The organism is Streptomyces sp. NBC_01334 (assembly GCF_035983595.1).
In the GTDB taxonomy this organism is placed as follows: Bacteria; Actinomycetota; Actinomycetes; order Streptomycetales; family Streptomycetaceae; genus Streptomyces; species Streptomyces coriariae.
Map to the genome: position 1 here is coordinate 4973461 of NZ_CP130718.1, position 25861 is coordinate 4999321.

Here is a 25861-nt window from a genome sequence, read left to right on the forward strand (position 1 = left end):
GTTCGGTGGAGCGGCCCTCGTTTCACGTGAAACATGCGCATGTTTCACGTGAAACGCCCAAGCTGGACGACTGTGCGGCTAACCGCCCGGGCCTCCGAAGAAGCCACCGTTTCCGTTCCCTCTGCTGTTGCCGTCCGACTCCGTGGCCGTCGGTGTCGGAGTGGTCTCCCCTGTTCCGCCGTTGTCGTTTCCGTCGGTCGTCCCTGCGCTGTCGTCCTGGCAGTCGAAGAAGTTCGAGCAGGTCTCGGACGCCGAAGGCGAGGGCTCGACCTCCGTCTCACTGGGAGACGCGGACGGCGACGGCGACTCCTCTTCGGTCTCGGTGACCGACGGCGTCGGAGTCGGGGACGGTTCCGCGTTGACGACCTCGCCGATCGGCTGGGGCTCCGGGAAGTCCTTCGCCTTCGTGCCCTTCAGCGCCTCGGCCATGTAGTCGTGCCAGATCTGCGCCGGGAACGAGGCGCCGTGGATCTTCTCCTGGCCACCTGTTCCGAACATCTCCAGGAACGTGCGGTTCTTGTTCGACTCGTCGTCGTCGTAGCGGAACATCGTGACCGCGGTCGACAGCTGCGGGGTGTAGCCCACGAACCAGGCCGACTTGTTGCCGTCGGTGGTGCCGGTCTTGCCGGCCACCTCGCGGCCGGGCAGCTGGGCGTTGGTACCGGTGCCCTTCTCGACCACGGTCTTCAGGACGTCCGTGACGTTGTCGGCGACCTTCGCGGTGAACGCCTGCTTCGTCTCGGTCTCGTGCGTGAAGATCTGGCCCTTCTCGCTCGTGACCTTCTCCACGGAGTAGGGATCACGCTGCTTGCCGCTGGCGGCGAAGGTGCCGTACGCACCCGCCATCCGGATCGCGCTCGGGTCGGAGATACCGATCGAGAACGACGGGAAGCCGCTGTTGGTCAGGCTGGACTCCTTCAGGCCCGCGCTCACGGCGGATTCCTTCACCTTGTCCAGACCGACGTCCATGCCGAGCTGCACGAAGGCGGAGTTCACCGACTCGCGCATCGCCTCCCGGAGGTCGATCTTGTACTTGGGCGGAGTCCCCAGAGAGACGTTGCCGTCATTGGTCTGAAGCCACTCCTCGCCCTTCTCGTTCTTCCAGACCGAACCGTCGTAGTTCTCGATCTTGAGCTTGTTCTTGCCGCTGAACAGGCTCTTGGGCGACACGATGGTGCGTTCGTCCTGCGCCTGCGACGACCCAAGATCCGGATCCCGTACACCCCACGTCATCGCGGCGGCCAGCACGAACGGCTTGAACGTCGAACCGACCTGGGCACCGGTCTGGTCGGCGTTGTCGGTGAAGTGCTTGGTCGCGTCCTCACCGCCGTAGATGGCCCGGATGGCACCGGTGTCCGGTTCCACGGACGCCCCGCCGAACTGGACGTGCGTGTCCGTGTCCGGTCGTTCCTTCGGCTTGATGTTGGCCTTCTGAACCTTCGTGACCGACTCCTCGAGCTCCTTGACCTTGTTCTTGTCGAAGGTCGTGTAGATCGAGTAGCCGCCCTGCTGGAGCAGGTCCTGGGTGATCCCGGTCTTCTTGCTGTTGGTGACCAGGTAACCGTTGGCGAGGTCGACGAGGTAGCCGACCTGGCCCTTCAGGTCGGTGTTGGAGCGGGGGTTCTGCCAGTCGGGGAGGGCGGTGTACCCGGCCCGCACCGAGGCCTTCAGATGGCCGTACTCGACCATCTTGTCGAGGGTGTCCTGCATCTGGAGCAGGGCACGCTTGCTGTTGGCCGCGGGCGTGGCGCCGACCGGGTCGACCGACGTCGAGCCGGCGGGGTCGTAGTACGTGGCGCCCTTCAGCATGGCGGCCAGGAACGCGCACTCGCCGGGGTTGAGCTTGATCGCGTCCTTGTTGAAGTACGCGCGGGAGGCGGCCTGGATTCCGTAGGCGTTGCGCCCGTAGTACGCGGAGTTCAGGTAGCCGGCCATGATCTGGTCCTTGTCGACCTCGGCGCCCACCTTGATGGACACGAAGATCTCCTTGAACTTCCGGGAGATCGTCTGCGACTGGTCGTTCAGCATGGCGTTCTTGACGTACTGCTGGGTGATCGTCGATCCACCCTGCGTCTGGCCGCCCCTCGCCATGTTGAACACGGCACGGGCGATGCCCTTGGGGTCGATGCCGCTGTCGTCGTAGAAGGTCTTGTTCTCCTGCGAGATCACCGCCCAGCGCATCTCCTCCGGGATCTGCGAGAGGTCGATGTTCTGCCGGTTCGTCTCACCACCGGTGGCAACCATCTGGCTGCCGTCCTTCCAGTAGTAGACGTTGTTCTGCGCCGTCGCCGTCTTGGCGACATCCGGGATGCCCACCATGGCGTACCCGATGCCCGCAACGGCCACCAGGCTGCCCACGAAGCCGACGAACAGGCCGGCGACGAGCTTCCAGGACGGCATCCAGCGCTGCCAGCCGTACTTGCCGGCGCGCGGGTAGTCGATCAGGCGCTTGCTGTCGGGCGCAGGGCGCCCTCTGCCCCGTCCGGGGCCGGTCGGGGCTCCGCGGCGGCCCCCTGTGGGCTCGGCCGCTCTGCGCCGCCCGCCCGAGTCCCTCTGGGACGCGCGCCGGGCGTCGGCACGGCTGCCGTGCGACTGCTCCTCGCCTCCGGCCCCGTGACCCAGCCCGTAGTCGGCAGGAGATCCGGTGGCGCCTCGCGGTGCCGCGCGGCGGCCGGAGGACGGACCGGACTGGCCGCGTCGGGCCGCGGCACGTCCGCCTCCCTGCGGCTGCGGCGGTTTGCGACGGTGCTCGCTCATCGAACGATTACTCCTCGGGCAGGCGCATCCGTGCGCGCCTGGAAAAGGCGGCTGGTTTCCTGTCCCCCCGAAGTACGGATGCGGTCGGTCGCGCATTCACCCGTACTGCACCGAGGACCTCGACGCCCCCCGGCGTCTCATGGGTCCCGGTGGTGTGCATGGCGCACAGACTACGCACCGTCAAAACCCGCCTAGCCCCGAAGTTCATCCCAAACCAGGCAACTTGCCCTCAATGAATCGGTGATGTGATCCCGTTCACCTTCTCCCCTCTTGTCGCATCCGGAACGCCGTTCTATCGTCGTGATGTATCGAGTCGATACATCAGCGCGACATAAGGCCGAGAGGAGGCGACGATGAGCCGGCGTGCCGGGATCCTCGAGTTCGCCGTCCTCGGCCTTCTCCGCGAGTCTCCGATGCACGGCTATGAGCTGCGCAAACGGCTCAATACGTCACTGGGTGTGTTCCGTGCGTTCAGCTACGGCACGCTCTACCCCTGCCTCAAGACGCTGGTCACCAACGGCTGGTTGATCGAGGAACCGGGAAACACCCACGAGGACGCCCTCGCCGCTCCACTCGCAGGGCGTCGCGCCAAGATCGTCTACCGGTTGACGGCGGAGGGTAAGGAGCACTTCGAGGATCTGCTCTCGCAGACGGGTCCCGACGCGTACGAGGACGAACACTTCGCCGCTCGTTTCGCCTTCTTCGGACAGACGTCGCGCGATGTTCGCATGCGCGTACTCGAGGGCCGTCGCAGCCGGCTGGAGGAGCGCCTCGAGAAGATGCGCGCCTCCCTGGCGCGCACCCGGGAGCGCCTCGACGACTACACGCTTGAGCTGCAGCGCCACGGTATGGAGTCCGTGGAGCGCGAAGTGCGCTGGCTGAACGAGCTCATCGAGAGCGAGCGGGCCGGACGGGACCTGACAGGTCCCGCTTCCGGGGGGTCCGCTCAACAGAACACCACATCTGGATCGACGGGCGGCCTGCCCCGCCCCGGGGACACCCCCGGGGCGGATCTGCCCGACGAAACCGCCACGTGAGCGCCCATTCAGGGCCTCACTCGTACACACAGGGAGCAACCGGAATGGGTTCGGTTCGCGTAGCCATCGTCGGCGTAGGCAACTGCGCCGCCTCGCTGGTGCAGGGCGTCGAGTACTACAAGGACGCCGACCCGGCGTCCAAGGTCCCGGGTCTGATGCACGTGCAGTTCGGCGACTACCACGTCGGTGACGTCGAGTTCGTCGCCGCCTTCGACGTCGACGCGAAGAAGGTCGGCCTCGACCTCTCGGACGCCATCGGTGCCAGCGAGAACAACACCATCAAGATCTGCGACGTCCCGAACAAGGGCATCACGGTCCAGCGCGGCCACACCCTGGACGGTCTCGGTAAGTACTACCGCGAGACCATCGAGGAGTCCGCCGAGGCCCCGGTCGACATCGTCCAGATCCTCAAGGACCGCCAGGTCGACGTTCTCGTCTGCTACCTGCCCGTCGGTTCCGAGAACGCGGCGAAGTTCTACGCCCAGGCCGCCATCGACGCCAAGGTCGCGTTCGTCAACGCCCTTCCGGTCTTCATCGCCGGCACCAAGGAGTGGGCGGACAAGTTCACCGAGGCGGGCGTCCCGATCGTCGGTGACGACATCAAGTCCCAGGTCGGCGCCACCATCACGCACCGTGTGATGGCGAAGCTGTTCGAGGACCGCGGTGTCCGGCTCGAGCGCACCATGCAGCTCAACGTCGGCGGCAACATGGACTTCAAGAACATGCTGGAGCGCGACCGCCTCGAGTCCAAGAAGATCTCGAAGACGCAGGCCGTCACCTCGCAGATCCCCGACCGCGACCTGGGCGAGAAGAACGTCCACATCGGTCCCTCGGACTACGTGGCCTGGCTGGACGACCGCAAGTGGGCGTACGTCCGCCTCGAGGGCCGTGCGTTCGGTGACGTCCCGCTGAACCTGGAGTACAAGCTCGAGGTCTGGGACTCCCCGAACTCCGCGGGTGTCATCATCGACGCCCTGCGCGCCGCGAAGATCGCCAAGGACCGCGGCATCGGCGGCCCGATCCTGTCGGCGTCCTCGTACTTCATGAAGTCCCCGCCGGTCCAGTACTTCGACGACGAGGCCTACGCGAACGTCGAGAAGTTCATCCGCGGCGAGGTCGAGCGCTAACTCGACCCGACGGAAAATTCGCTCCTGCCAGGGCTGAGAAGGGTCCCCGGGTCACATGTGACCCGGGGACCCTCCCCGTATGTGAGGCTGGGCCCCATGGCCGTCGTCCGTGATCTGCGCATCCTGCTGCGCTTCGGGAACTTCCGGCGACTGCTCGCGGTGCGGCTGCTCTCCCAGTGCGCAGACGGCGTCTACCAGGTCGCGCTCGCCACCTATGTCGTCTTCTCCCCGGAGAAACAGACATCCGCCGGCGCGATCGCCTCCGCCATGGCGGTCCTGCTGCTGCCGTACTCCCTCGTCGGCCCCTTCGCCGGTGTCCTGCTGGACCGCTGGCGCCGCCGACAGGTCTTCCTCTACGGCAACCTGCTGCGCGCCCTGCTGGCCTCCGTGACGGCCGTCCTGATGATCGGCCATGTCCCCGACTGGCTCTTCTACGTCTCCGCGCTGTGCGTCACCGCGGTCAACCGCTTCGTCCTCGCCGGCCTTTCGGCGGCCCTGCCGCGCGTCGTCGATGGCGAGCGCCTGGTGATGGCCAACTCCCTCTCCCCGACCGCCGGCACGCTGGCCGCGGTCGCGGGCGGCGGTCTCGCCTTCGTCGTCCGGCTGGTGGTGGCGGACTCCGATGCCGCGGTGGTGCTGCTGGGCTGCGCGCTGTACCTGTCCGCCGCGCTCGCCTCCCTGGCCATGGCCGCGGATCTGCTCGGCCCCGACCGTGATCTGGTGCAGCCCAGGCTGGCAAGCGCGCTCAGAGGCACCGCCCGCGGCCTTTCGGCGGGCCTGCGTCACCTGGCCGACCCGAAGCGCAGGGAGGCCGCCTGGGCGCTCGGCTCGATCTCCCTGATGCGGTTCTCCTACGGCGCCCTGACCGTCATGGTGCTGATGCTGTGCCGGTACGCGTGGTCGTCCGACCCGGACGACGGGCTGGCCCTGCTGGGGCTGGCGGTAGGAGTCTCCGGCGTCGGCTTCTTCGTCGCCGCTGTGGTCACCCCGTCGGCTGCGGGACGACTGGGCCCGGCCCGCTGGATCGTCGTCTGCTCCGCGGCCGCAGCTGCCCTGGTGCTCGCCCTCATGCCGCCGTTCACCCAGGCCACCACATTCGCCGCGGCCTTCGTGCTGGGGCTGGTCACCCAGGGCGCGAAGATCGCCACCGACACCATCGTCCAGTCGTCCGTGCAGGACGGCTTCCGCGGCCGGATCTTCTCTCTCTACGACGTCCTGTTCAACGTCGCTTTCGTCGGCGCCGCGGCCGTCGCCGCACTGATGCTGCCGCCTGACGGACGTTCCACCGCATTGGTGGTCACGGTCGCCGTTATCTACGGAACAGTTGCTGCCGCTATGGCCCGCTTTGAGCGCCGGAAAGTGTCACATCAATGACACAGACTCCGGCTCCGGCTACAGGGTTGTCAGTGGGGGCCGGTAACTTACGTGAGTCTTACTTCGCGAGTGATTTCGCGCCACACGTCTAAAGTTTTCTAGGGGGACCTCCAAGTGTCGACTCCGCCGCCCCACGGCCAGAACCCGTTCGCGCAGCAGGGCCAGCAGCCCTACGGCCAGCCCCAGGGCCAGCCCCAGGGCCAGGCGCCGTACCCGCCGCAGCCCGGCTACCCGCAGCCGGGCGCCGCTCCCTACGGTGCGGTCCCGCCGGAGCAGCCCCGCCGCAAGGTCAGCTTCAAGCTGATCAAGAACGTCGTCATCGTTCTGGCTGTCATCGGCGTGGGTATCGCCGCCTACATATCCAGCCAGGACGACGCCAACACTGCGGCGGTCGGCGACTGCATGCACCGAGGCAGCAGCAGCGACGACAACCCCGACCTCGAGGTCGTCAAGTGCGACTCCTCGCAGGCGCAGTACATCGTGCTGGCGAAGGTCGAGGGCACGTACACCGCGCTCACGGCCGACAGCAAGTGCGAGGAGAAGGCCAAGGACTTCCAGTACTCGTACACCGAGACCGGTGACGGCAGTAACTTCCTGCTCTGCCTGAAGGACTACTCGAAGTAAGGCAGTTGCTGAGAGGGGCGGTGTTTCACGTGAAACACCGCCCCTTCGCATGTGCGCCTGCCGCGTCGCCGGGGTCATGTTTCACGTGAAACATGACCGCCCTCCCCGGACTCAGCCCTGCTCGGCCCACCACTCCTTGAGCGCCGCCACTGCCGCGTCGTGTTCCATCGGCCCGTTCTCCAGGCGCAGTTCCAACAGGTGCTTGTACGCCTTGCCGATGGCGGGTCCAGGACCGACGCCCAGAATCTCCATGATCTGGTTGCCGTCGAGGTCGGGGCGGATCGCGTCCAGTTCCTCCCGCTCCTTCAGCTGGGAGATGCGCTCCTCCAGCCCGTCGTATGCCCTCGAGAGCGCGGCCGCCCTGCGCTTGTTCCGCGTCGTGCAGTCCGAGCGGGTCAGCTTGTGCAGACGGTCGAGGAGCGGTCCCGCGTCCCGCACATAGCGACGCACCGCGGAGTCCGTCCACTCACCGGTGCCGTACCCGTGGAAGCGAAGGTGCAGTTCGACCAGTCGGGAGACGTCCTTCACCAGCTCGTTGGAGTACTTCAGAGCTGTCATGCGCTTCTTCGTCATCTTCATTCCGACCACCTCGTGGTGGTGGAACGAGACGCGGCCGTCGTTCTCGAAGCGGCGGGTGCGCGGCTTGCCGATGTCGTGCAGCAGCGCGGCCAGCCGCAGAGTCAGGTCGGGGCCGTTCTCCTCCAGGGCGATCGCCTGCTCGAGGACGATCAAGGTGTGTTCGTAGACGTCCTTGTGCCGGTGGTGTTCGTCGCTCTCCAGCCGCAGCGCGGGCAGCTCGGGCAGCACATGGTCGGCGATGCCGGTGTCGACCAGCAGCGACAGCCCCTTGCGCGGGTTCGCGGACAGGACCAGCTTGTTCAGCTCGTCCCGTACCCGCTCGGCGGAGACGATCTCGATGCGGCCGGCCATCTCCTTCATCGCCGTGACGACCTCGGGGCCGACCTCGAAGTCGAGCTGGGCGGCGAAGCGGGCGGCGCGCATCATGCGCAGCGGGTCGTCCGAGAAGGACTCCTCCGGCGTACCCGGAGTGCGCAGCACACGTGCCGCGAGGTCCTCGAGGCCACCGTGCGGGTCGATGAACTCCTTCTCGGGGAGCGCCACGGCCATGGCGTTCACGGTGAAGTCTCGCCGGACGAGGTCCTGCTCGATGGAGTCGCCGTACGACACCTCGGGCTTGCGCGAGGTGCGGTCGTAGGCCTCCGAGCGGTAGGTGGTGACCTCGATCTGGAAGCATCGATCGACGTCTCCGACGCGGGCGTCCTTCTGGACCCCGACGGTGCCGAACGCGATCCCGACCTCCCACACGGCGTCCGCCCATGGCCGGACGATCTTCAGTACGTCCTCGGGGCGGGCGTCCGTCGTGAAGTCCAGGTCATTGCCGAGCCGGCCGAGCAGCGCGTCCCGGACCGAGCCGCCGACCAGGGCGAGAGAGAACCCGGCCTCCTGGAAACGGCGGGCGAGGTCGTCGGCGACAGGGGCGACCCGCAGCAGTTCACTGACCGCGCGGTGCTGCACCTGGTTCAGGACGCTGAGATTGTCTTCATTGGCGTTCGGCACAACAGAAGAGGGTACGTGGCCCGGCCGACCCGGGGCGCCCCGATTTGGGTGAGCGGACATCACTCGCGATAGCCGGGCAAGACGGGCTCTTGGCGTCTACAGCACCACTCATTCTCATACACATAGATAGCGGACGATTCGACCGGCTTCCACGATCTTGTGGAGCAGTCCGCGGCACTTCCCCTCAGCGCGCATCGTTACCATGCGTGGACGCACATTCCGACGACCACTGACGACGACGAGGGACGGGCGAACGCGTGGCCGAGGCGGCAGACTTTCCGGGGATGACTCCCTCACCTGCCCGCCGGTGGCTGCGGCGCACCGGCGCACTGCTCGCCGGGGCGCCCCTGCTGGCCGGTCTTCTCCAGCTGCCCGCCACCCCCGCGCAGGCTGTCGGCCAGACCTCCGCCAAGGAGGCCTCCGACGCCGGCACGGTGGCTGTCACCGTCGACTCGCTCAGCCCCGCCGCTCCCACCGACGGGGACACCCTGACTGTCTCCGGCACGGTCACCAACAACGGCAAGCAGGCGGTCACCGACGCCCACGTGGGTCTGCGAGTGGGTTCCGCGCTCACCACCCGCTCGGCGATCGACAGTGCCGCCAAGCGCGCGGACGCCCTCTCCGGCAATGACGGCTCCGAGGTGGGCGGCAAGTACGTAACCGAGTTCGCCAAGCTCACACCGGGCGTGTCCGAGCACTTCAGCATCTCCGTCCCGGTCGACAAGCTCGACCTGGACGACGACGGCGTCTACCCGCTCGGTGTCTCCCTCGCGGGCGAGACGTCCGCGCAGCCGTGGGAGCAGGTGCTGGGCGTCCAGCGGACCTTCCTGCCGTGGCAGCCCGAGGAGGCGGACACCCCGACCAGAACGACGGTGCTGTGGCCGCTGGTCTCCACCGTCCACATGTCGGCGGAAACCGGTTCCAACGCGCAGCAGACACCGGTCTTCCTCAACGACGACCTGGCCAAGGAGCTCTCGCCCGGCGGACGCCTGGAACAGCTTCTGAGCCTGGGCAAGGAGCTCGACGTCACCTGGGTGATCGACCCGGACCTGCTGGCGTCCGTCGACGCCATGACCGGCAACTACCGGGTCCGGGGCGACGGGGACACCACCACGGCCGGCACCCACCAGGCGGTCGCCAAGCAGTGGCTCGACGATCTCCAGGAGGCGGTGCTGGGCAAGGAGGTCGTGGCGCTGCCCTTCGCCGATCCCGACCTGGCCTCGCTCGCCCACAACGGCACCGGCGTCGCCGGCTCCCTGAGCCAGCTCAAGGCGGCCACCGACGTCGCCGCCACCACCGTGGAGACCGTGCTCCATGTGACCCCGAACACCGACTTCGCCTGGCCGGTGGACGGCGCCGTCGACCCGTCGATCGTCAAGGTCGCCACCTCGGCAGGCGCCGACAAGGTGATCGCGCGCAGCGACAGCCTGGCGGAGAACGGCGATCTCACCTACACCCCCTCCGCGGCCCGGCCCATCGGCGGCGGCACCACGGCGGTGGTCGCGGACGCGCGGCTGTCGACGGCGTTCAAGGGCGATCTGACCAAGGCCTCCACCTCCACGCTCGCCGTGCAGGAGTTCCTCGCGCAGAGCCTGGCCCTGAACCTGCAGACGGGCAAGCAGCGCAGCGCCGTCGTCGCCCCGCAGCGCATGCCGACCACGAGCCAGGCCCGCTCGCTGGCGGAGGCCGTCAGCATCCTCCAGGGCGGCACCTGGTCGCAGTCCCAGCAGCTCGCGGCAGCCGCCGAGGCCAAGCCCGACCCGGGCGCCACCACCAAGGTGCCGTCGAGGTCGGCGTACCCCTCCTCGCTGCGCAAGCAGGAGCTGCCCCGGTCGGCTTTCGAGCAGATCGCGTACACGCAGGACAAGCTCGACAACTTCAAGGTGATCCTCGCCAACGAGGCCCGGGTGGTGACCCCCTTCGGGCGGGCCATGAACCGTGAGATGTCCACGTCCTGGCGGGGCCGGAGCACCGCCGCGAGCTCGTTCCGTCAGGGTGTGCAGGCCTATCTCGACACGCTCACCGGCCAGGTCAAGCTGATCGACAAGTCCGAGACCAAGCTCTCCGGACGAAGCGCCACGATCCCGGTGACCGTGCAGAACAACCTGGTGCAGGGCGTCGACCACCTGGTCCTGCGGCTCACCTCGAAGAACCCGACCCGCCTCGAGATCTCCGACGAGGCCTACGCCGAGCAGCGGGTGACGGTCTCCGGCGGGCACACCACGACGGTGAAGTTCACCACGTCCGCCAAGGTCAACGGCCAGACGACGGTGGTCGCCCAGCTGTACACCGAGGACGGCCAGAAGTACGGCGAAGAGGTCGCCTTCGACGTGCGGGTCACCGAGATCACGGCCACGGTGATGCTGGTCATCGGCGGCGGCGTCCTGCTGCTCGTGCTGGCCGGCTTCCGGATGTACACCCAGCGCAAGCGCGCCGCGGCCCGGGAAGCGGAAGAGACCGACGAGACCGAAGAAGACGGCGAGAACGGTGCCGAAGGCGAGGACGGTGCCGACGAGGCGGCCGAGCCCGCCGACGGCCCGGAGAACGCCGGGGACCGTGAGAATCGTCCCGAGAACGAGTCCGGCGGCCGAGCAGGGGCAGCCGACCCGGAGCAGCCGAGTGACGAGACACCGGACACCGCAGTGGAAAGCGCCGACCCGTCCGGCACGGGTGAGAGAGTGGACCGTTGAGGAAGTCGTGGCCGGTGGGCCCGGGACGATGAGGTGGGGTAACCATGAACGCGCCGTACGACGGTGACCGCGGCCAGGCCGCGGGCGGCTCGGGCCACCCCGAGGGCCCGCCGCCCGAGCATGGCCAGGTGCCGCCGCAGCACCCGGCGGACATGTACCTCCAGGACGCCTACGACCAGGACCCCTACCGGGCCCAGGACCTCACCGCGCAGGACCCGGTCGCCGAGGCGCTCTACGACCGTGCCGCGCACCCCCCGCCGCCGCCGGGCATGCAGCAGCCGCAGCAGCCGCTGTACGGGCGGCCCCCGCAGTCCCCGTACGCCCCCGACCCACGGGTGTGGGCCCAGACCCCGGCGCCCGAGCCGGAGGGCCCCACCCAGTACCTGCCGTACGGCGACGACCCCCGTACGACGCAGTTCGTGGGCGTGGACGACCTGGTCACGCACTCCAGCGAGGAGCAGCACCAGCCCGACGCCTTCGCCCACCTCTTCAGGGACCAGCAGCAGGGCGGCGCCCGCTCCGCGGAGTCCCCTTCGGTACCCGGCCCGGCGCACGCTCCGGGCGGACAGGGAGCCGCACCGGCCTACCAGGCTCCGGTCGCTGCGTCGTCCGCGGCGGACCAGACCATGAACCTCACCGCCACGCCGGCCGCGCCCCCCGCCGCCCCCGCTCCTGCCGCGAAGAAGGGCGGACGCGCCGGTGGCCTGCTGAAGTCCAGCGCCGTCATGGCGGCGGGCACGATGGTGTCCCGCCTCACCGGCTTCGTCCGCTCGGCGCTGATCGTCTCGGCGCTGGGCGTCGGTCTGCTCGGCGACACCTTCCAGGTCGCCTACCAGCTGCCCACGATGATCTACATCCTGACCGTCGGCGGCGGCCTCAACTCGGTCTTCGTGCCGCAGCTCGTGCGGGCCATGAAGGAGGACGAGGACGGCGGCGAGGCGTACGCCAACCGCCTGCTCACGCTGGTCATGGTGGCGCTCGGCCTGCTCACGGTCGCCGCGATCGCCGCGGCGCCCGTCCTGATCCGCCTGCTGTCCGACTCGGTCGCCAGCAACCCGGCGGCCAACGAGGTCGGCGTCACGTTCGTCCGCTACTTCCTGCCCTCGATCTTCTTCATGGGCGTTCACGTGGTGATGGGACAGATCCTCAACGCGCGCGGCAAGTTCGGCGCGATGATGTGGACGCCGGTCCTGAACAACATCGTCATCATCGTGACCCTGGGCATGTTCATCTGGGTCTACGGCACCTCCGCCGACTCCGGCATGAAGGTCACGACCATCCCGCCGGAGGGGGAGCGGCTCCTCGGCATCGGGATCCTGCTCGGCCTCGTCGTACAGGCCCTCGCCATGATCCCGTACCTGCGCGAGACCGGTTTCCGCCTTCGGCTGCGCTTCGACTGGAAGGGCCACGGCCTCGGCAAGGCGGCGACCCTCGCCAAGTGGACCGTGCTGTTCGTCCTGGCCAACCAGGCCGGCGCGCTCGTCGTCACCCAGCTGTCCACGTCGGCGGGCGAGGACTCGCCGGTCGACGGCACCGGCTTTGCCGCCTACGCCAATGCCCAGCTGATCTGGGGACTGCCGCAGGCCATCATCACCGTCTCCCTGATGGCCGCGCTGTTGCCCCGTATCTCCCGCTCGGCGGCCGAGGGCGACGCCGGCGCGGTCCGCGACGACATCTCCCAGGGCCTGCGCACCACGGCCGTCGCGATCGTCCCGATCGCCTTCGGCTTCCTCGCACTCGGCATCCCGATGTGCACGCTGATCTTCGGTTCCTCCGGCACCAGCGAGGCCACGAACATGGGCTTCATGCTGATGGCCTTCGGCCTCGGCCTGATCCCCTACTCCGTGCAGTACGTCGTCCTGCGCGCCTTCTACGCCTACGAGGACACCCGGACCCCCTTCTACAACACGGTCATCGTTGCCGCGGTCAACGCAAGCGCCTCGGCACTCTGTTACTTCGTCCTTCCCGCCCGCTGGGCCGTGGTCGGCATGGCCGCCTCCTACGGCCTGGCGTACGCGATCGGCGTCGGTGTCGCCTGGAACCGGCTGCGCAAGCGGCTCGGCGGCGACCTCGACGGCTCCCATGTCCTGCGGACCTACGCCCGGCTGTGCATCGCCTCCGTTCCGGCCGCCCTGATCAGCGGCGCGGCCTGCTACGGCATCGGCCACAGCCTGGGCCAGGGCGTCCTGGGTTCCTTCGCCGCGCTGCTGGCCGGCGGGGTGCTGTTGCTCGGCATCTTCTTCGTCGCCGCCCGCCGCATGCGCATCGAGGAGCTCAATTCGCTCGTCGGTATGGTTCGCGGACGCCTGGGTCGCTGAGTCAGGGGGTAGGCGCACAACCATCGTCCGCCGCCGCGTGTCGTGCATAGCGGCGGACTGTGGGCACAATTGGGTTCGGCGTCGTACGGCGCGCACGAGGCCGGACGGCGCGCACTGAATGGGGAGGCAGGAACGACGGTGGCGGAACGGAGCACAGCTGCCGTCGACGTGGCAGACAACAGCGGTGACAAGCCGCTGACCGCACAAGCGGACCAGTCCACGGCCGACGGGGTGGTCAAGAACCGGGAGCAGGACACGGACAGCGACGAGGCACAGGGGAGCGGCGGGGCGGAGCGTCCCGGAAAGGCCTCACCGCCGGAACTGCACAGTGGTCACAAGCTCGCCAGGCGCTATCGCCTCGAAGAGTGCGTCACCCGTCTGGACGGTTTCAGCAGTTGGCGTGCGGTCGACGAGAAACTCCGTCGTGCCGTGGGTGTCCACATCCTGCCCGCAGACCACACCCGGGCCCGTTCGGTGCTGGCAGCGGCCCGCTCGTCCGCCCTGCTCGGCGATCCCCGCTTCGTCCAAGTGCTGGACGCCGTCGAGGAGAACGACCTCGTCTACGTGGTCCACGAGTGGCTGCCCGACGCCACCGAGCTGACCGCGTTGCTCGCGGCCGGCCCGCTGGAGCCGCACGACGCCTACCAGATGGTGAGTCAGATCGCCTCCGCCATGGCCGCCGCCCACCGCGAAGGCCTGGCACATCTGCGTCTGAACCCCAACGCCGTCCTGCGCACCTCCTCGGGCCAGTGGCGCATCCGCGGCCTCGCGGTGAACGCCGCCCTGCGCGGCGTCACCACCGACACCCCCCAGCGCACCGACACCGAGGCGATCGGCGCCCTGCTCTACGCGGCGCTCACCCAGCGCTGGCCGTACGAGAACGACGCCTACGGGCTCTCGGGGCTGCCCAAGGACATCGGTCTGATCGCCCCCGATCAGGTGCGCGCCGGCGTCCACCGGGGTCTGTCGGAGCTGTCGATGCGCGCCCTCGTCAACGACGGCGCGACCGCCTCCCGGCACGAGGCCGCCTGCACGACGCCGGAGGAGCTGGTGAAGGCGATCGGCGAGATGCCCCGCATCCGCCCGCCGGAGCCCGCGTTCACCGCCCCGCCCGAGTACCAGCGCACGACGTACCAGCAGGGCACCTACGGCCGCCCCTCGCCGCATCCGGGTGTCACCCAGCAGGTGGCGGCCCCGCCGCCCCCGCTGCAGAGCCGCACCGGCAAGGCGCTGAAGTGGGCGGTCTCCGCCCTCCTCATCGCGGCCCTCGGCCTGGGCAGCTGGCAGCTGGCGGACGCCCTGATGGACCGGGACCGGTCCGACGACCCGAACCAGACCCAGACGACGGACGAGGGCGACAAGAACAGCACCGCGCCCAAGCCGGTCACGACGCTCAAGATCCAGGATGCCGCCGAGTACTACCCGGACGGCAAGCCCCAGCACCCCGACGACGCGAAGCTGACGTACGACAACGACAGCTCCACGTACTGGCGGTCGTACTCCTTCGACGACGGGCCCGTGCTCGCGCCGTTCAAGAAGGGCGTGGGCATCGTCTACGACCTCGGTTCCGAGCAGAGCGTCTCGGCAGCCTCGATAGGGCTTCGCTACGGCGGCGACTACACCGCCGCGAGCCTGTACGCGGCCGATTCGCTGTCGTCGTCGGCGTCCCTCACGTCCATGACGAAGATCGCCGACGCCAAGACGTCCGGTCAGGAACTGAAGATCTCCGCCAAGACACCGGTGAAGACGCGGTACGTTCTCGTATGGATCACCGCCGCGCCGCTCGCGCCGGGCGATCAGTACAGCGACCCCGGCTACAAGCAGGCCATCACCGACGTGAAGTTCACGGGCTGACGTCTCACCGAAGAGGGGAGGGGGTCCGATGGCGGAAGGCGCCGGATATGACGAGGCGAGCGACCAGGACCTCCTCACCCGACACGTAGAGGGCGACCCCGACGCCTTCGGTGAGCTCGTACGGCGTCACCGCGACCGACTCTGGGCGGTGGCCCTGCGCACGCTGGGAGACCGCGAGGAGGCCGCTGACGCCGTCCAGGACGCCCTCGTGTCCGCCTACCGGGCCGCCCACACCTTCCGCGGCCAGTCCGCCGTCACGACCTGGCTGCACCGCATCACGGTGAACGCCTGTCTGGACCGCGCCCGCAAAGCGGCTTCCCGCAAGACCTCGCCGGTCGACGACACCGAGCGACTGGAGCAGCTGCTCGAGCCGCACGAGTCGGCGTCCGCGCCCGCCGAACGCAACGACCTGCACCGCCAGCTCCTCGAAGCGCTCGGCACCCTCCCTCCCGACCAGCGAGCCGCCCTCGTCCTCGTGGACATGCAGGGCTACCCGGTCGCCGAGGCCGCCCGCGTGCTCGACGTGCCGACCGGCACGGTGAAGAGCCGCTGCGCCCGGGGCAGAGCCAGACTCCTGCCGCTCCTCACCCATCTGCGGCCGGCCGGCACCGGCGGCGACAGAGAAAACGGCGCAGGACGGAACCGGGCGCAGGGGACATCCGTCCCACCGGCAGCGGAACCTCGGGACGAGGGGCCGGGCAACGCCGGGACAGGCGATTCAGCTGCTGTGAAGGGCGGAGGTGGGCGAGCGTGACCTCGACGAAGGACACGACCGGGCACCCGGACGTCGCGGAGATCTCCGACCTCACCGAGGGCCTCCTCGCTCCCTCCCGGAGCGCCGACGTGCGTCGGCATCTGGACGCCTGCGAGCTCTGCGCGGACGTCCACGCGTCTCTCGAGGAGATCCGTGGGCTTCTGGGCACCCTCCCCGGCCCACCGCGCATGCCGGACGATGTCGCCCACCGCATCGATGCCGCACTCGCCGCCGAGGCCCTGCTGAACGCCACGACGCCGGAGAACGCGGACACCTCGCCGTCGACCGATGCGGTCACGACCGACACCGACGCGCCCCCTGTTTCACGTGAAACAACGACGGCGGCGGACCGACCCGCCGGGCGCGCCCACGCCGCCACCGGCCCGGGCCGCAAGGACCGCAAGCGGGGCGGCCGCCGCAGGATCGCTGTCCTCGGGACGGTCCTCACCGTCGCGGCGCTGGGACTCGGTTCCGTCCTGGTGTCGTCCCTCACGGACGGCGGGGGGCCGGGCACTTCGGCTCATCAGTCGACCGGACCGGACACCTTCTCCGCGAGCGGGCTGGAGGGGCAGGTCACCGATCTCCTCGCCAAGGCCGCGGACTCCCGTGGCGCGCACAGCCTGGGCATCGCAGGAGAATCCGACGCCGCATCACCCGGTGACCAATCGACCAAGATCCTCCGGCAGCCCGTGGTGCCTGCCTGCGTTCAGCAGGGCATCGGCCGCAGCGACACGGCGCTCGCCGTCGAGGAAGGCACGTACCAGGGGAAGGACGCCCTCCTCGTCGTGCTGCCCGACACCTCCGACAGCACACGGATCGACGCCTACCTCATGGACAAGACCTGTGTGGATCATCCGTCGTCGAGTCCGGCGAAGGTTCTGCTGACGAACTCCTACACGCGTCGCTGACGACCGACGTCCCGTCTCGCTGCTGCGCCATGTCCCCCCGTCATCCCCTACGGTGTGGTCCCTCCGTGTGCCCGGACACACCGGGAATGCACGCCCCTTAGGATCCGTTGGGTGGGGTGAGAGTCCAAGTAGCTCCCACCGCTCAACCGATGCAGTCCAGAGACGAGGAAACAAGCCGTGAGCGACGTCCGTAACGTGATCATCATCGGCTCCGGGCCCGCCGGCTACACCGCGGCGTTGTACACCGCACGCGCGTCGCTGAAGCCGCTCGTGTTCGAAGGCGCCGTCACCGCGGGCGGCGCTCTGATGAACACCACCGAGGTGGAGAACTTCCCCGGCTTCCAGGACGGCATCATGGGCCCCGAGCTCATGGACAACATGCGCGCCCAGGCCGAGCGCTTCGGTGCCGAGCTGATCCCCGACGACATCGTCTCCGTCGACCTCACGGGTGAGATCAAGACCGTCACGGACACCGCGGGCACGATCCACCGGGCCAAGGCGGTCATCGTGACCACCGGTTCCCAGCACCGCAAGCTCGGCCTGCCGAACGAGGACGCCCTCTCCGGCCGCGGTGTCTCCTGGTGTGCCACCTGTGACGGCTTCTTCTTCAAGGACCAGGACATCGCCGTGATCGGCGGTGGCGACACCGCGATGGAGGAGGCCACCTTCCTCTCCCGCTTCGCCAAGTCCGTGACGATCGTCCACCGCCGGGAGACCCTGCGCGCCTCCAAGGCGATGCAGGAACGCGCCTTCGCCGACCCGAAGATCAAGTTCGTCTGGGACAGCGAGGTCGCCGAGATCCAGGGCGACCCGAAGCTGGCCGGGCTGAAGCTGCGCAACCTCAAGACGGGTGAGCTCTCGGACCTCGCGGTGACCGGCCTCTTCATCGCGATCGGCCACGACCCGCGCACCGAGCTCTTCAAGGGTCAGCTCGACCTGGACGAGGAGGGCTACCTGAAGGTCGCCGCGCCCTCCACCCGGACGAACCTGACCGGTGTCTTCGCCGCCGGTGATGTGGTCGACCACACCTACCGCCAGGCGATCACCGCGGCCGGCACCGGCTGTTCCTCCGCTCTCGACGCCGAGCGCTACCTCGCCGCCCTCGCGGACGAGGAGCAGGCCGAGCCCGAGAAGACCGCAGTCTGACCCTCTCCCGCCCCACCGCACAGAGAATTAAGGAGCCCCCTGTGGCCGGCACCCTGAAGAATGTGACCGACGCCGACTTCGACGAGGTCGTCCTCAAGAGCGACAAGCCCGTCCTGGTGGACTTCTGGGCCGCGTGGTGCGGCCCGTGCCGCCAGATCGCCCCTTCGCTCGAGGCCATCGCCGCCGAGCACGGCGACAAGATCGAGATCGTCAAGCTCAACATCGACGAGAACCCGGGTACGGCCGCCAAGTACGGCGTCATGTCGATCCCGACGCTGAACGTGTACCAGGACGGCGAGGTCGCCAAGACCATCGTCGGTGCCAAGCCGAAGGCCGCGCTCGTCCGCGACCTGGAGAGCTTCATCTCCGAGTGACACGCTGGGCCGTCCCGTCGACGGCTGATGTTTCACGTGAAACACGAATGGGCCAGCCCTCAGGGGCTGGCCCATTGCGTTACCGAACTCTTCAGAGCGGGCGCAGCGCCGGCTCCTTCTGGACCGCGCCCAGCAACCGGTCGAGAGCCATCTCCACGTCTTCCTTCCAGGAGAGCGTGGTCCGCAGCTCCAGCCTCATCCGAGGATGAGCGGGATGAGGACGCACCGTCTTGAAGCCCACCGCCAGCAGATGGTCGGCCGGTAGGACACAGGCCGGCTCCTTCCAGCGTGCGTCGCCGAACGCCTCGATCGCCTTGAAGCCCCGTCGCAGCAGATCCTTGGCGACCGTCTGGACCATCACACGGCCAAGCCCCTGCCCCTGGTAGCCCGGCATGATGAACGCGGTCATCAACTGCACGGCGTCCGGCGACACAGGACTCGTGGGGAACGCCGTCGAGCGGGGAACGTAGGCGGGTGGCGCGTAGAGCACAAACCCCACGGGAACGTCGTCCACATAGACGACCCGACCGCACGACCCCCAGTCCAACAGGACAGCGGAGATCCAGGACTCCTTCTCCAGAGCGGGCGTACCCGCTCTTACCGCGGCCGCACTGCTGACGGGGTCCAGCTCCCAGAAGACACACGCCCGACAGCGCTTGGGTAGGTCTTGAAGGTTGTCCAGCGTGAGCGGTACGAGCCGACGCCCCATGAAGGCTGTTCCTCGCTTCCTTCGCTCGCAGCGTCGCGAGCGGCTGTCAGAGCGCTCCGTTCCCTGAGCAGGCTGCCGACGAAGCCGCCGACCGCGCCCAGGCCCAGCCCGGCGCTCACCAGTCCGGTCCGGCTCATCGTTCGCATGACCCCCGCCTCCCGCTCCGAGGTACTGCCAGGTGGATGCGCCACAACCCCATCGCATCGTATCCACGATGCGATTCCATCGATACCGCCTGAAAGCAAAGAGCGAGCCGTGTTCCGGTACACACCGGACACGGCTCGCTCACAGGTTCCACGGCCGACAGGCGCTCGGCCAAGCCGCGGCTCAGTCTTCCGACTCCTCGGCGTCGCCGTCCACGAGGCCCTTCTGCAGGACGGGACCTTCTCCGGGCGCGAGCGAGTCGAGGATGCGCTCCAGGTCCTCCATGGAGGCGAACTCGACGGTGATCTTGCCCTTCTTCTGGCCCAGGTCGACCTTCACCCGGGTTTCGAAGCGGTCCGAGAGTCGGGTCGCGAGGTCGGACAGTGCCGGGGAGACCCGGCCACCGGCCCTCGGCCCCTTGGCACGCTGAGCCGTCTGCGGACGCGAGCCCATGAGGGTCACGATCTCCTCGACGGCCCGTACGGAAAGTCCCTCGGCCACGATGCGGTGGGCCAGCCGGTCCTGCTCCTCCGAGTCATCGACCGAGAGAAGGGCCCGGGCGTGACCGGCGGAGAGCACTCCGGCCGCGACCCGGCGCTGAACCGCCGGCGAAAGCTTCAGCAGACGCAGGGTGTTGGAGACCTGCGGGCGGGACCGACCGATGCGGTCCGCCAACTGGTCGTGCGTGCAGTTGAAGTCCTTCAGCAACTGGTCGTAGGCGGCCGCCTCTTCCAGCGGGTTCAGCTGGGCCCGGTGGAGGTTCTCCAGAAGTGCGTCCAGGAGAAGCTTCTCGTCATCCGTGGCCCGCACGATCGCCGGGATCGCCTCCAGGCCGGCCTCACGGCAGGCCCGGAAACGCCGCTCGCCCATGATCAGCTCATAGCGTGCGGGGCCCAGCTGGCGAACGACGACCGGCTGGAGCAGACCGACCTCCTTGATGGAGGTGATGAGCTCGTGCAGCGCGTCCTCGTCGAAGACCTCACGAGGCTGACGGGGGTTCGGCGCGATGTGGTCGAGGGGAATCTCGGCGAAGTGCGCACCGACGGGCGGCGCGGGCACCTCCACGGAGCCGTTCGCCGTCAGCTCTTCCGTTTCACGTGAAACAGGCAGCAGCGCGGCCACCTTCGCCGCTGCCACCCCGCGGTCGTTCGTCAGAACCGGCAGAGCTGCGGGGGACACGGATCCTCCGCCTCCCACCGCGGCCTGCGCCGGTGTCTTCTCCGTCGGGGCAGCAGGGATCAGTGCACCAAGACCGCGGCCCAGCCCCCTCCGTCGCTCACTCACTGAATGCCCTCCACCATGTTCGCGTTGTTCTGGGCGCCGATATGGGCGTGTGTCGCGTCGTAGCTGACCCCGACACCCCTCAGCGCCAGCTCTCGTGCTGCCTCAAGGTAGGAGAGAGCACCGCTCGATCCCGGATCGTAGGTCAGCACCGTCTGTCCATAGCTCGGCGCCTCGGAGATACGGACCGAGCGGGGAATGCTCGTCCGCAGCACCTCCTCCACGAAGTGGGTGCGCACCTCCTCCGCGACCTGCGACGCGAGACGCGTCCGGCCGTCGTACATGGTGAGCAGAATGGTCGACACATGCAGGGCGGGGTTGAGGTGCCCCCGCACCAGGTCGACGTTGCGCAGCAACTGCCCCAGACCTTCCAGCGCGTAGTACTCGCACTGGATCGGGATGAGGACCTCGGCGCCGGCCACCATCGCGTTGACCGTCAGCAGGCCGAGCGACGGCGGGCAGTCGATGAGAATGTAGTCCAGCGGCTGCTCGTAAGCCTGGATCGCTCGCTGGAGGCGGCTCTCACGTGCCACCAGGGACACCAACTCGATCTCCGCGCCGGCGAGATCGATCGTGGCGGGAGCGCAGAAGAGGCCTTCTACATCAGGAACGGGCTGAACGACTTCCGCGAGCGGGCGACTGTCGACCAGCACGTCATAGATGGACGGAACCTCGGCGTGGTGGTCGATTCCCAGGGCGGTGGACGCGTTGCCCTGGGGGTCGAGGTCGACCACCAGGACCCGGCCACCGTGAAGGGCCAGGGAAGCGGCAAGGTTGACGGTCGTCGTCGTCTTGCCCACCCCGCCCTTCTGGTTGGCGACGACGATCACACGGGTCTGCTCAGGACGTGGCAGGCCCTCGCCGGCGCGGCCCAGAGCCTCCACCGCGAGTTGGGCAGCACGACCGATCGGGGTGTCGTCCATCGGGGGCGGTGTTTCACGTGAAACATCCTCCCCAAAAGACTCGGTACGGGGACCGGGGACCGGATCGGTCATCGGTCCCGCGATGTTGGCGTCGGACCGCAAGGATTCACTCTCCTCGACTTCAGGCTCGCAATGAACAGAGCCTCCCATGCCTTCGGGGTCATGAACCAGTGAGGCCTGTCGTTCTGTGGAGAAATCCACCTCTGTGGACAACTGCCGTCCCTCATCGAGTGAACCGAGAGGCTTACGGTCGCGGGGTTCAGCTGCGGCGCGGCCGCGGCTGATGATGCCGTGGAGCAGAGAGCGACGTTTCACGTGAAACACGATGCACAGCGCTGACCGCCGGATCCCCCGCGACACTCCGTGATGCGTAGGTTTGGCAGCTTGTGTGGAGTACGCCTCAGCGGCGACGGCGCGTTCGGCTGGTACGGGCCGCCTTGGCCCGCTTGGCGGCGAACCTCACACCGCCCGGGCTCTCCCCGACCTCGACCCGCACCACCGTGGACAGCGGATCCACCACACCCTCACCGACGTGCAGGATCGAGGTGCCCACGGCTCCGAGCTTGCTCAGCGCGGTGGACGCGCTCTTCAGCTCCTCCTCGGCGGTGTCGCCCTTGAGGGCGAGCATCTCGCCGTAGGGGCGCAGCAGCGGGATGCCCCAGGTGGCCAGGCGGTCCAGCGGCGCCACCGCACGGGCGGTCACCACATGCACCGGCGGCATCGTGCCCATGACCTCCTCGGCACGACCACGCGCGACCGTCACATGGTCCAGGCCGAGGAGCTCGACGACTTCGGTGAGGAAGTTGGTCCGTCGCAGGAGCGGCTCCAGCAGGGTGATCTTCAGATCCTCCCGCACGAGCGCCAGGGGAATGCCGGGCAGTCCGGCACCCGAACCGACGTCGCAGACGGTCACACCCTCGGGAACGACCTCGGAGAGCACCGCGCAGTTCAACATATGCCTCTCCCAGAGGCGGGGTACCTCTCGTGGGCCGATGAGCCCACGCTGCACGCCTGCCTCGGCCAGGAGCTCGGCGTATCGGACCGCATCATCGAAGCGATCGCCGAATACCTCTCGTGCCACCTCAGGCGCAGGGGGGAGCTCCGCTGCCTCCGTCACGGGGACCGTCCTTCCGTACCGCATCAGCGCTGCGAGCGCCGACCACCAGAACTACCGGGCTGACAAAGTTTCGGCCCCGTCTGCGCAACAGACGGGGCCGGAGACACGTACGTACCGAATCAGTTGGGCAGGACGACGACGAAGCGCTGCGGCTCCTCGCCCTCGGACTCGCTGCGCAGGCCGGCGACCTTGACCGCGTCGTGGACGACCTTGCGCTCGAAGGGCGTCATCGGCTTCAGCTTGACCGGCTCACCGCTGTTCTTCGCGTCGGCCGCGGCCTTGGCACCCAGCTCGGAGAGCTCGGCACGCTTCTGGGCACGGTATCCCGCGATGTCCAGCATGAGCCGGCTGCGGTCGCCGGTCTCCCGGTGGACGGCCAGGCGCGTGAGTTCCTGGAGCGCCTCCAACACCTCGCCGTCCCGGCCGACCAGCTTGAGCAGGTCACGGGTGCCCGCGTCGCTGATGATCGACACAGAGGCGCGGTCGGCCTCGACGTCCATGTCGATGTCGCCGTCGAGATCGGCGATGTCCAGCAGACCCTCGAGGTAGTCCGCCGCGATCTCGCCCTCTTGCTCCAGGCGGGTCAGGGTGTCTGCACCCTCGGCGGCGGCGGAGGTGGTGCCTTCCGTCACGGGATGGGCTCCTTCTTACTTCTTGGACGGGGACTTGGGGCGCTGCGGGCCGCCCTTGCGCTGCCCGGACTGGGCCTTGCTACGGCCTCCGCTGCCGGCGGGCTTGGGAGCGGCCTGCTTGGCCGTACCGGCGGCTCCGGAGGGCTTGGCGTCCTCCGGCTCGTCGGACTTGCTCAGGGAGATGGTCTCGTCGGCACCCTTCGCAGCGGCCGTGGACTGGCGCTGCGACTTCGACTGCCGCTTGGGCTGCTGCCGCTTGGCGGCGGCCGTGCTCGTCGGCGTGCCGTCCTCGGCCTGGGCCGCGGCCTGGGACTCGCTCTTGATCACGGTGCCGTCGGCCTGGGCGGCGAAGCCCACCTTGGTCAGACCGTTGATGAACTTGCGCTCTGCGTCGTTGCGCTCGCGGCCCTTGGCCACGATGGCCTTGACGATGGCCCGCTCGCCGCGGCTGCGGGTCTTGCCGTGGTGCGTGACGTGCTTGTACAGGCGCTCCAGGTACGCGGCCTGAGCCTTGGAACCCGGGGTCGGGTTGTTGCGGATCACGTACATCTGCTGGCCCATGGTCCACACGTTGGTGGTCAGCCAGTAGACGAGCACACCGACGGGGAAGTTGATGCCGAAGACGGCGAACATGACGGGGAAGACGTACATCAGCATCTTCTGCTGCTGCATGAACGGGGTCTTCACCGAGGTGTCGACGTTCTTCGTCATGAGCTGGCGCTGCGTGAAGAACTGCGACGCCGACATCATGATGATCATGATCGCGGTCACGATGCGGACGTTGGTCAGCGAGGCGTCGAACGACACCAGGTCCGACGCGCTGTCCGTGAACTTCGCGGCCAACGGGGCACCGAAGATGTGCGCCTTCTGCGCGCTCTCCAGAAGGCTGTCGTTGATCACGCCAATGGTGTCACCGTTGGCGATGCCGTTGAGCACGTGGTACAGGGCGAAGAAGAACGGGGACTGCGCCAGGATGGGAAGGCACGAGGAGAGCGGGTTGGTGCCCGTCTCCTTGTACAGCTTCATCATCTCTTCGGACTGACGCTGTTTGTCGTTCTTGTAGCGCTCCTGGATCTTCTTCATCTCGGGCTGCAGCGTCTGCATCGCCCGCGTCGCCTTGATCTGCTTCACGAAGAGCGGGATCAGGCAGATACGGATCAGAATCACCAGGGACACGATCGACAGGCCCCAGGCCCACCCGGTGTCAGGGCCGAAGATGGCCCCGTACACCTTGTGGAACTGGACGATGACCCAGGAGACAGGTGTCGTGATGAAGCTGAAGAGGCTGGCAATCGTGTCCACTAATCATGCTCCTTGGGCATGGGACGGTGTCTCTGCGGCCGGGCTCGAAGGAGAAGGGAGTCCCTCTTCGGTGGCCGTTTCGGCGGCGGAGGTCCCGCCCCTGCGTGCACGCCAGGCGTCACGCAACATTTCGTGCCACCGCGGGCGCTTGCGCGGCGGAACATGGTCCACGCCACCGAGCGACCACGGATTGCACCGCAGGATCCGCCAGGCGGTAAGTGCCGTTCCCTTGATCGCGCCGTGCCGGTCGATGGCCGTGAAGCCGTAGTGGGAGCACGACGGGTAGTACTTGCACACCGGCCCGAGCAGCGGACTGATCGTCCACTGGTAGAGCTTGATCAGAGCCAGCAGCGGGTACTTCATCGCGCGCCCCCTCCCAGTAGCCGTTGAAGGGCGGCATCCAGGTCTTGGGCCAGCTGTGCGTGGTCGGCGTCGCCCGCCCCGGGCAGCGCCCGTACGACTACCAGGCTACCGGGGGGGAACAGGGTGACTCGGTCGCGCATCAGATGACGCAGTCTGCGCTTCACCTTGTTGCGTACGACCGCGCCGCCCACGGCCTTGCTCACGACGAAACCCGCACGCGTCGGGGGAGCGCTCTCCCCAGGCGCGTGCGGGTCCGTGGCACCGCTTCGAAGATGGACCACGAGGGTCGGGCGGCCTGCCCGACGACCTCGTCGTACAGCGGTCGCGAAGTCCTCGCGCCGCCTCAGCCGATGCTCGGTAGGCAGCACGACGTCATGACCTGATCAGGCTCAGGCGGACAGGTTGGTGCGACCCTTGCTGCGGCGGTTCGCGAGAATCGCGCGACCGGCACGGGTGCGCATCCGCAGGCGGAAGCCGTGGGTCTTGGCGCGACGACGGTTGTTCGGCTGGAAGGTGCGCTTGCTCACTCGGGGGCTCCAGAAATCAATCGGTGGTGGCGGGGTGCCGTCCTGGCTGTCACCGTGCGCCCACGAGGTAGCTCGCGGTTAAACGCCCGAGTGCACCGCTTCCCGATCACCTGACGTGATCTGTGCCCATCGGAGGCAGGCGGCAGCAGCCATCGACAACTCGACCTGGTTACGGTACGCGCGGCTGCGCCATTCGGTCAAACCGGCGGTCACGGGAGACACTATCCACAGGCTGGGGACAACAACTTGAACCGTAGCCGTCGCCCTGACTACCGTGGCTGAACTCCGATTCGTTCCTTTGTCCCTGCCCCCACCCGATATG

Annotated in this window: 22 protein-coding genes; 11 read left to right on the plus strand and 11 right to left on the minus strand. The window is 68.2% G+C overall.

Annotated features, from left to right (window positions below):
* Positions 1 to 78: 78 nt before the first annotated feature.
* Positions 79 to 2757, minus strand: a complete 2679-nt coding sequence (locus OG736_RS22305; protein WP_327184010.1) for a transglycosylase domain-containing protein — start codon at positions 2755 to 2757, stop codon at positions 79 to 81.
* 353 nt (positions 2758 to 3110) lie between these two features.
* Here OG736_RS22305 and OG736_RS22310 point away from each other — a divergent pair, with 353 nt between their 5' ends.
* The 4 genes from OG736_RS22310 (at position 3111) to OG736_RS22325 (ending at position 6919) form a co-directional block, all read left to right on the plus strand.
* Entirely contained in the window at positions 3111 to 3794 is a 684-nt protein-coding gene (locus OG736_RS22310; protein WP_020130665.1) for a PadR family transcriptional regulator, read from the plus strand.
* A gap of 44 nt (positions 3795 to 3838) precedes the next feature.
* Positions 3839 to 4921: an inositol-3-phosphate synthase gene (locus OG736_RS22315; protein WP_020130664.1), complete on the plus strand. Its 1083-nt coding sequence runs from the start codon at positions 3839 to 3841 to the stop codon at positions 4919 to 4921.
* A gap of 96 nt (positions 4922 to 5017) precedes the next feature.
* On the plus strand, positions 5018 to 6295 hold the full coding sequence (locus OG736_RS22320) for an MFS transporter (RefSeq protein WP_327184011.1): 1278 nt from the start codon (positions 5018 to 5020) through the stop codon (positions 6293 to 6295).
* A 114-nt stretch (positions 6296 to 6409) separates the two neighbouring features.
* Positions 6410 to 6919: an LppU/SCO3897 family protein gene (locus tag OG736_RS22325; RefSeq protein ID WP_327184012.1), complete on the plus strand. Its 510-nt coding sequence runs from the start codon at positions 6410 to 6412 to the stop codon at positions 6917 to 6919.
* A 111-nt stretch (positions 6920 to 7030) separates the two neighbouring features.
* Here OG736_RS22325 and OG736_RS22330 read toward each other — a convergent pair whose 3' ends face one another.
* Positions 7031 to 8497: a CCA tRNA nucleotidyltransferase gene (locus OG736_RS22330; protein ID WP_327184013.1), complete on the minus strand. Its 1467-nt coding sequence runs from the start codon at positions 8495 to 8497 to the stop codon at positions 7031 to 7033.
* A gap of 257 nt (positions 8498 to 8754) precedes the next feature.
* Here OG736_RS22330 and OG736_RS22335 point away from each other — a divergent pair, with 257 nt between their 5' ends.
* From OG736_RS22335 to trxA, 7 genes are all read left to right on the plus strand, one after another.
* Positions 8755 to 11187 carry a DUF6049 family protein gene (locus OG736_RS22335; protein WP_327184014.1) on the plus strand — a complete coding sequence of 811 codons (2433 nt, stop codon included), beginning with the start codon at positions 8755 to 8757 and terminating at the stop codon, positions 11185 to 11187.
* Between the two features lie 44 nt (positions 11188 to 11231).
* Positions 11232 to 13505 carry a murein biosynthesis integral membrane protein MurJ gene (murJ, locus tag OG736_RS22340; protein WP_327184015.1) on the plus strand — a complete coding sequence of 758 codons (2274 nt, stop codon included), beginning with the start codon at positions 11232 to 11234 and terminating at the stop codon, positions 13503 to 13505.
* A gap of 138 nt (positions 13506 to 13643) precedes the next feature.
* Positions 13644 to 15359 carry a protein kinase family protein gene (locus tag OG736_RS22345; RefSeq protein WP_327184016.1) on the plus strand — a complete coding sequence of 572 codons (1716 nt, stop codon included), beginning with the start codon at positions 13644 to 13646 and terminating at the stop codon, positions 15357 to 15359.
* A 28-nt stretch (positions 15360 to 15387) separates the two neighbouring features.
* Complete coding sequence (gene sigM / locus OG736_RS22350; protein WP_327184017.1) at positions 15388 to 16113, plus strand: RNA polymerase sigma factor SigM; 726 nt, start codon at positions 15388 to 15390, stop codon at positions 16111 to 16113.
* On the plus strand, positions 16110 to 17021 hold the full coding sequence (locus OG736_RS22355) for an anti-sigma factor family protein (RefSeq protein WP_327184018.1): 912 nt from the start codon (positions 16110 to 16112) through the stop codon (positions 17019 to 17021). The genes sigM and OG736_RS22355 overlap by 4 nt, the downstream gene beginning before the upstream one ends.
* 177 nt (positions 17022 to 17198) lie before the next feature.
* Positions 17199 to 18167: a thioredoxin-disulfide reductase gene (trxB, locus tag OG736_RS22360; RefSeq protein WP_327184019.1), complete on the plus strand. Its 969-nt coding sequence runs from the start codon at positions 17199 to 17201 to the stop codon at positions 18165 to 18167.
* Between the two features lie 41 nt (positions 18168 to 18208).
* Positions 18209 to 18541 (plus strand): thioredoxin, encoded by a 333-nt coding sequence (gene trxA / locus OG736_RS22365; RefSeq protein WP_020130654.1) that lies wholly within the window; start codon positions 18209 to 18211, stop codon positions 18539 to 18541.
* A 91-nt stretch (positions 18542 to 18632) separates the two neighbouring features.
* Here the strand turns inward: trxA and OG736_RS22370 are convergent, their stop codons facing one another.
* The 9 genes from OG736_RS22370 to rpmH all read right to left on the minus strand — a co-directional run bounded on the left by OG736_RS22370 (position 18633) and on the right by rpmH (position 25539).
* Complete coding sequence (locus tag OG736_RS22370; protein WP_054242119.1) at positions 18633 to 19250, minus strand: GNAT family N-acetyltransferase; 618 nt, start codon at positions 19248 to 19250, stop codon at positions 18633 to 18635.
* A 327-nt stretch (positions 19251 to 19577) separates the two neighbouring features.
* Positions 19578 to 20678 carry a ParB/RepB/Spo0J family partition protein gene (locus OG736_RS22375; protein WP_327184020.1) on the minus strand — a complete coding sequence of 367 codons (1101 nt, stop codon included), beginning with the start codon at positions 20676 to 20678 and terminating at the stop codon, positions 19578 to 19580.
* Positions 20675 to 21748, minus strand: a complete 1074-nt coding sequence (locus tag OG736_RS22380) for an AAA family ATPase (RefSeq protein WP_171402114.1) — start codon at positions 21746 to 21748, stop codon at positions 20675 to 20677. Before OG736_RS22380 ends, OG736_RS22375 begins: the two co-directional genes overlap by 4 nt.
* 250 nt (positions 21749 to 21998) lie before the next feature.
* Positions 21999 to 22715 carry a 16S rRNA (guanine(527)-N(7))-methyltransferase RsmG gene (rsmG, locus tag OG736_RS22385; RefSeq protein WP_327184021.1) on the minus strand — a complete coding sequence of 239 codons (717 nt, stop codon included), beginning with the start codon at positions 22713 to 22715 and terminating at the stop codon, positions 21999 to 22001.
* 119 nt (positions 22716 to 22834) lie between these two features.
* Positions 22835 to 23347 (minus strand): Jag family protein, encoded by a 513-nt coding sequence (locus OG736_RS22390; RefSeq protein WP_020130649.1) that lies wholly within the window; start codon positions 23345 to 23347, stop codon positions 22835 to 22837.
* A gap of 15 nt (positions 23348 to 23362) precedes the next feature.
* Positions 23363 to 24649, minus strand: a complete 1287-nt coding sequence (gene yidC / locus OG736_RS22395; protein ID WP_327184022.1) for a membrane protein insertase YidC — start codon at positions 24647 to 24649, stop codon at positions 23363 to 23365.
* A 3-nt stretch (positions 24650 to 24652) separates the two neighbouring features.
* Entirely contained in the window at positions 24653 to 25012 is a 360-nt protein-coding gene (gene yidD / locus OG736_RS22400; RefSeq protein WP_078615782.1) for a membrane protein insertion efficiency factor YidD, read from the minus strand.
* Positions 25009 to 25380: a ribonuclease P protein component gene (gene rnpA, locus OG736_RS22405; protein WP_078615780.1), complete on the minus strand. Its 372-nt coding sequence runs from the start codon at positions 25378 to 25380 to the stop codon at positions 25009 to 25011. Before rnpA ends, yidD begins: the two co-directional genes overlap by 4 nt.
* Before the next feature lie 21 nt (positions 25381 to 25401).
* The gene (gene rpmH, locus OG736_RS22410; RefSeq protein WP_020130646.1) at positions 25402 to 25539 is read right to left on the minus strand and encodes a 50S ribosomal protein L34; all 138 of its coding nucleotides are present in this window, start codon (positions 25537 to 25539) and stop codon (positions 25402 to 25404) included.
* Between the last annotated feature and the right edge of the window lie 322 nt (positions 25540 to 25861).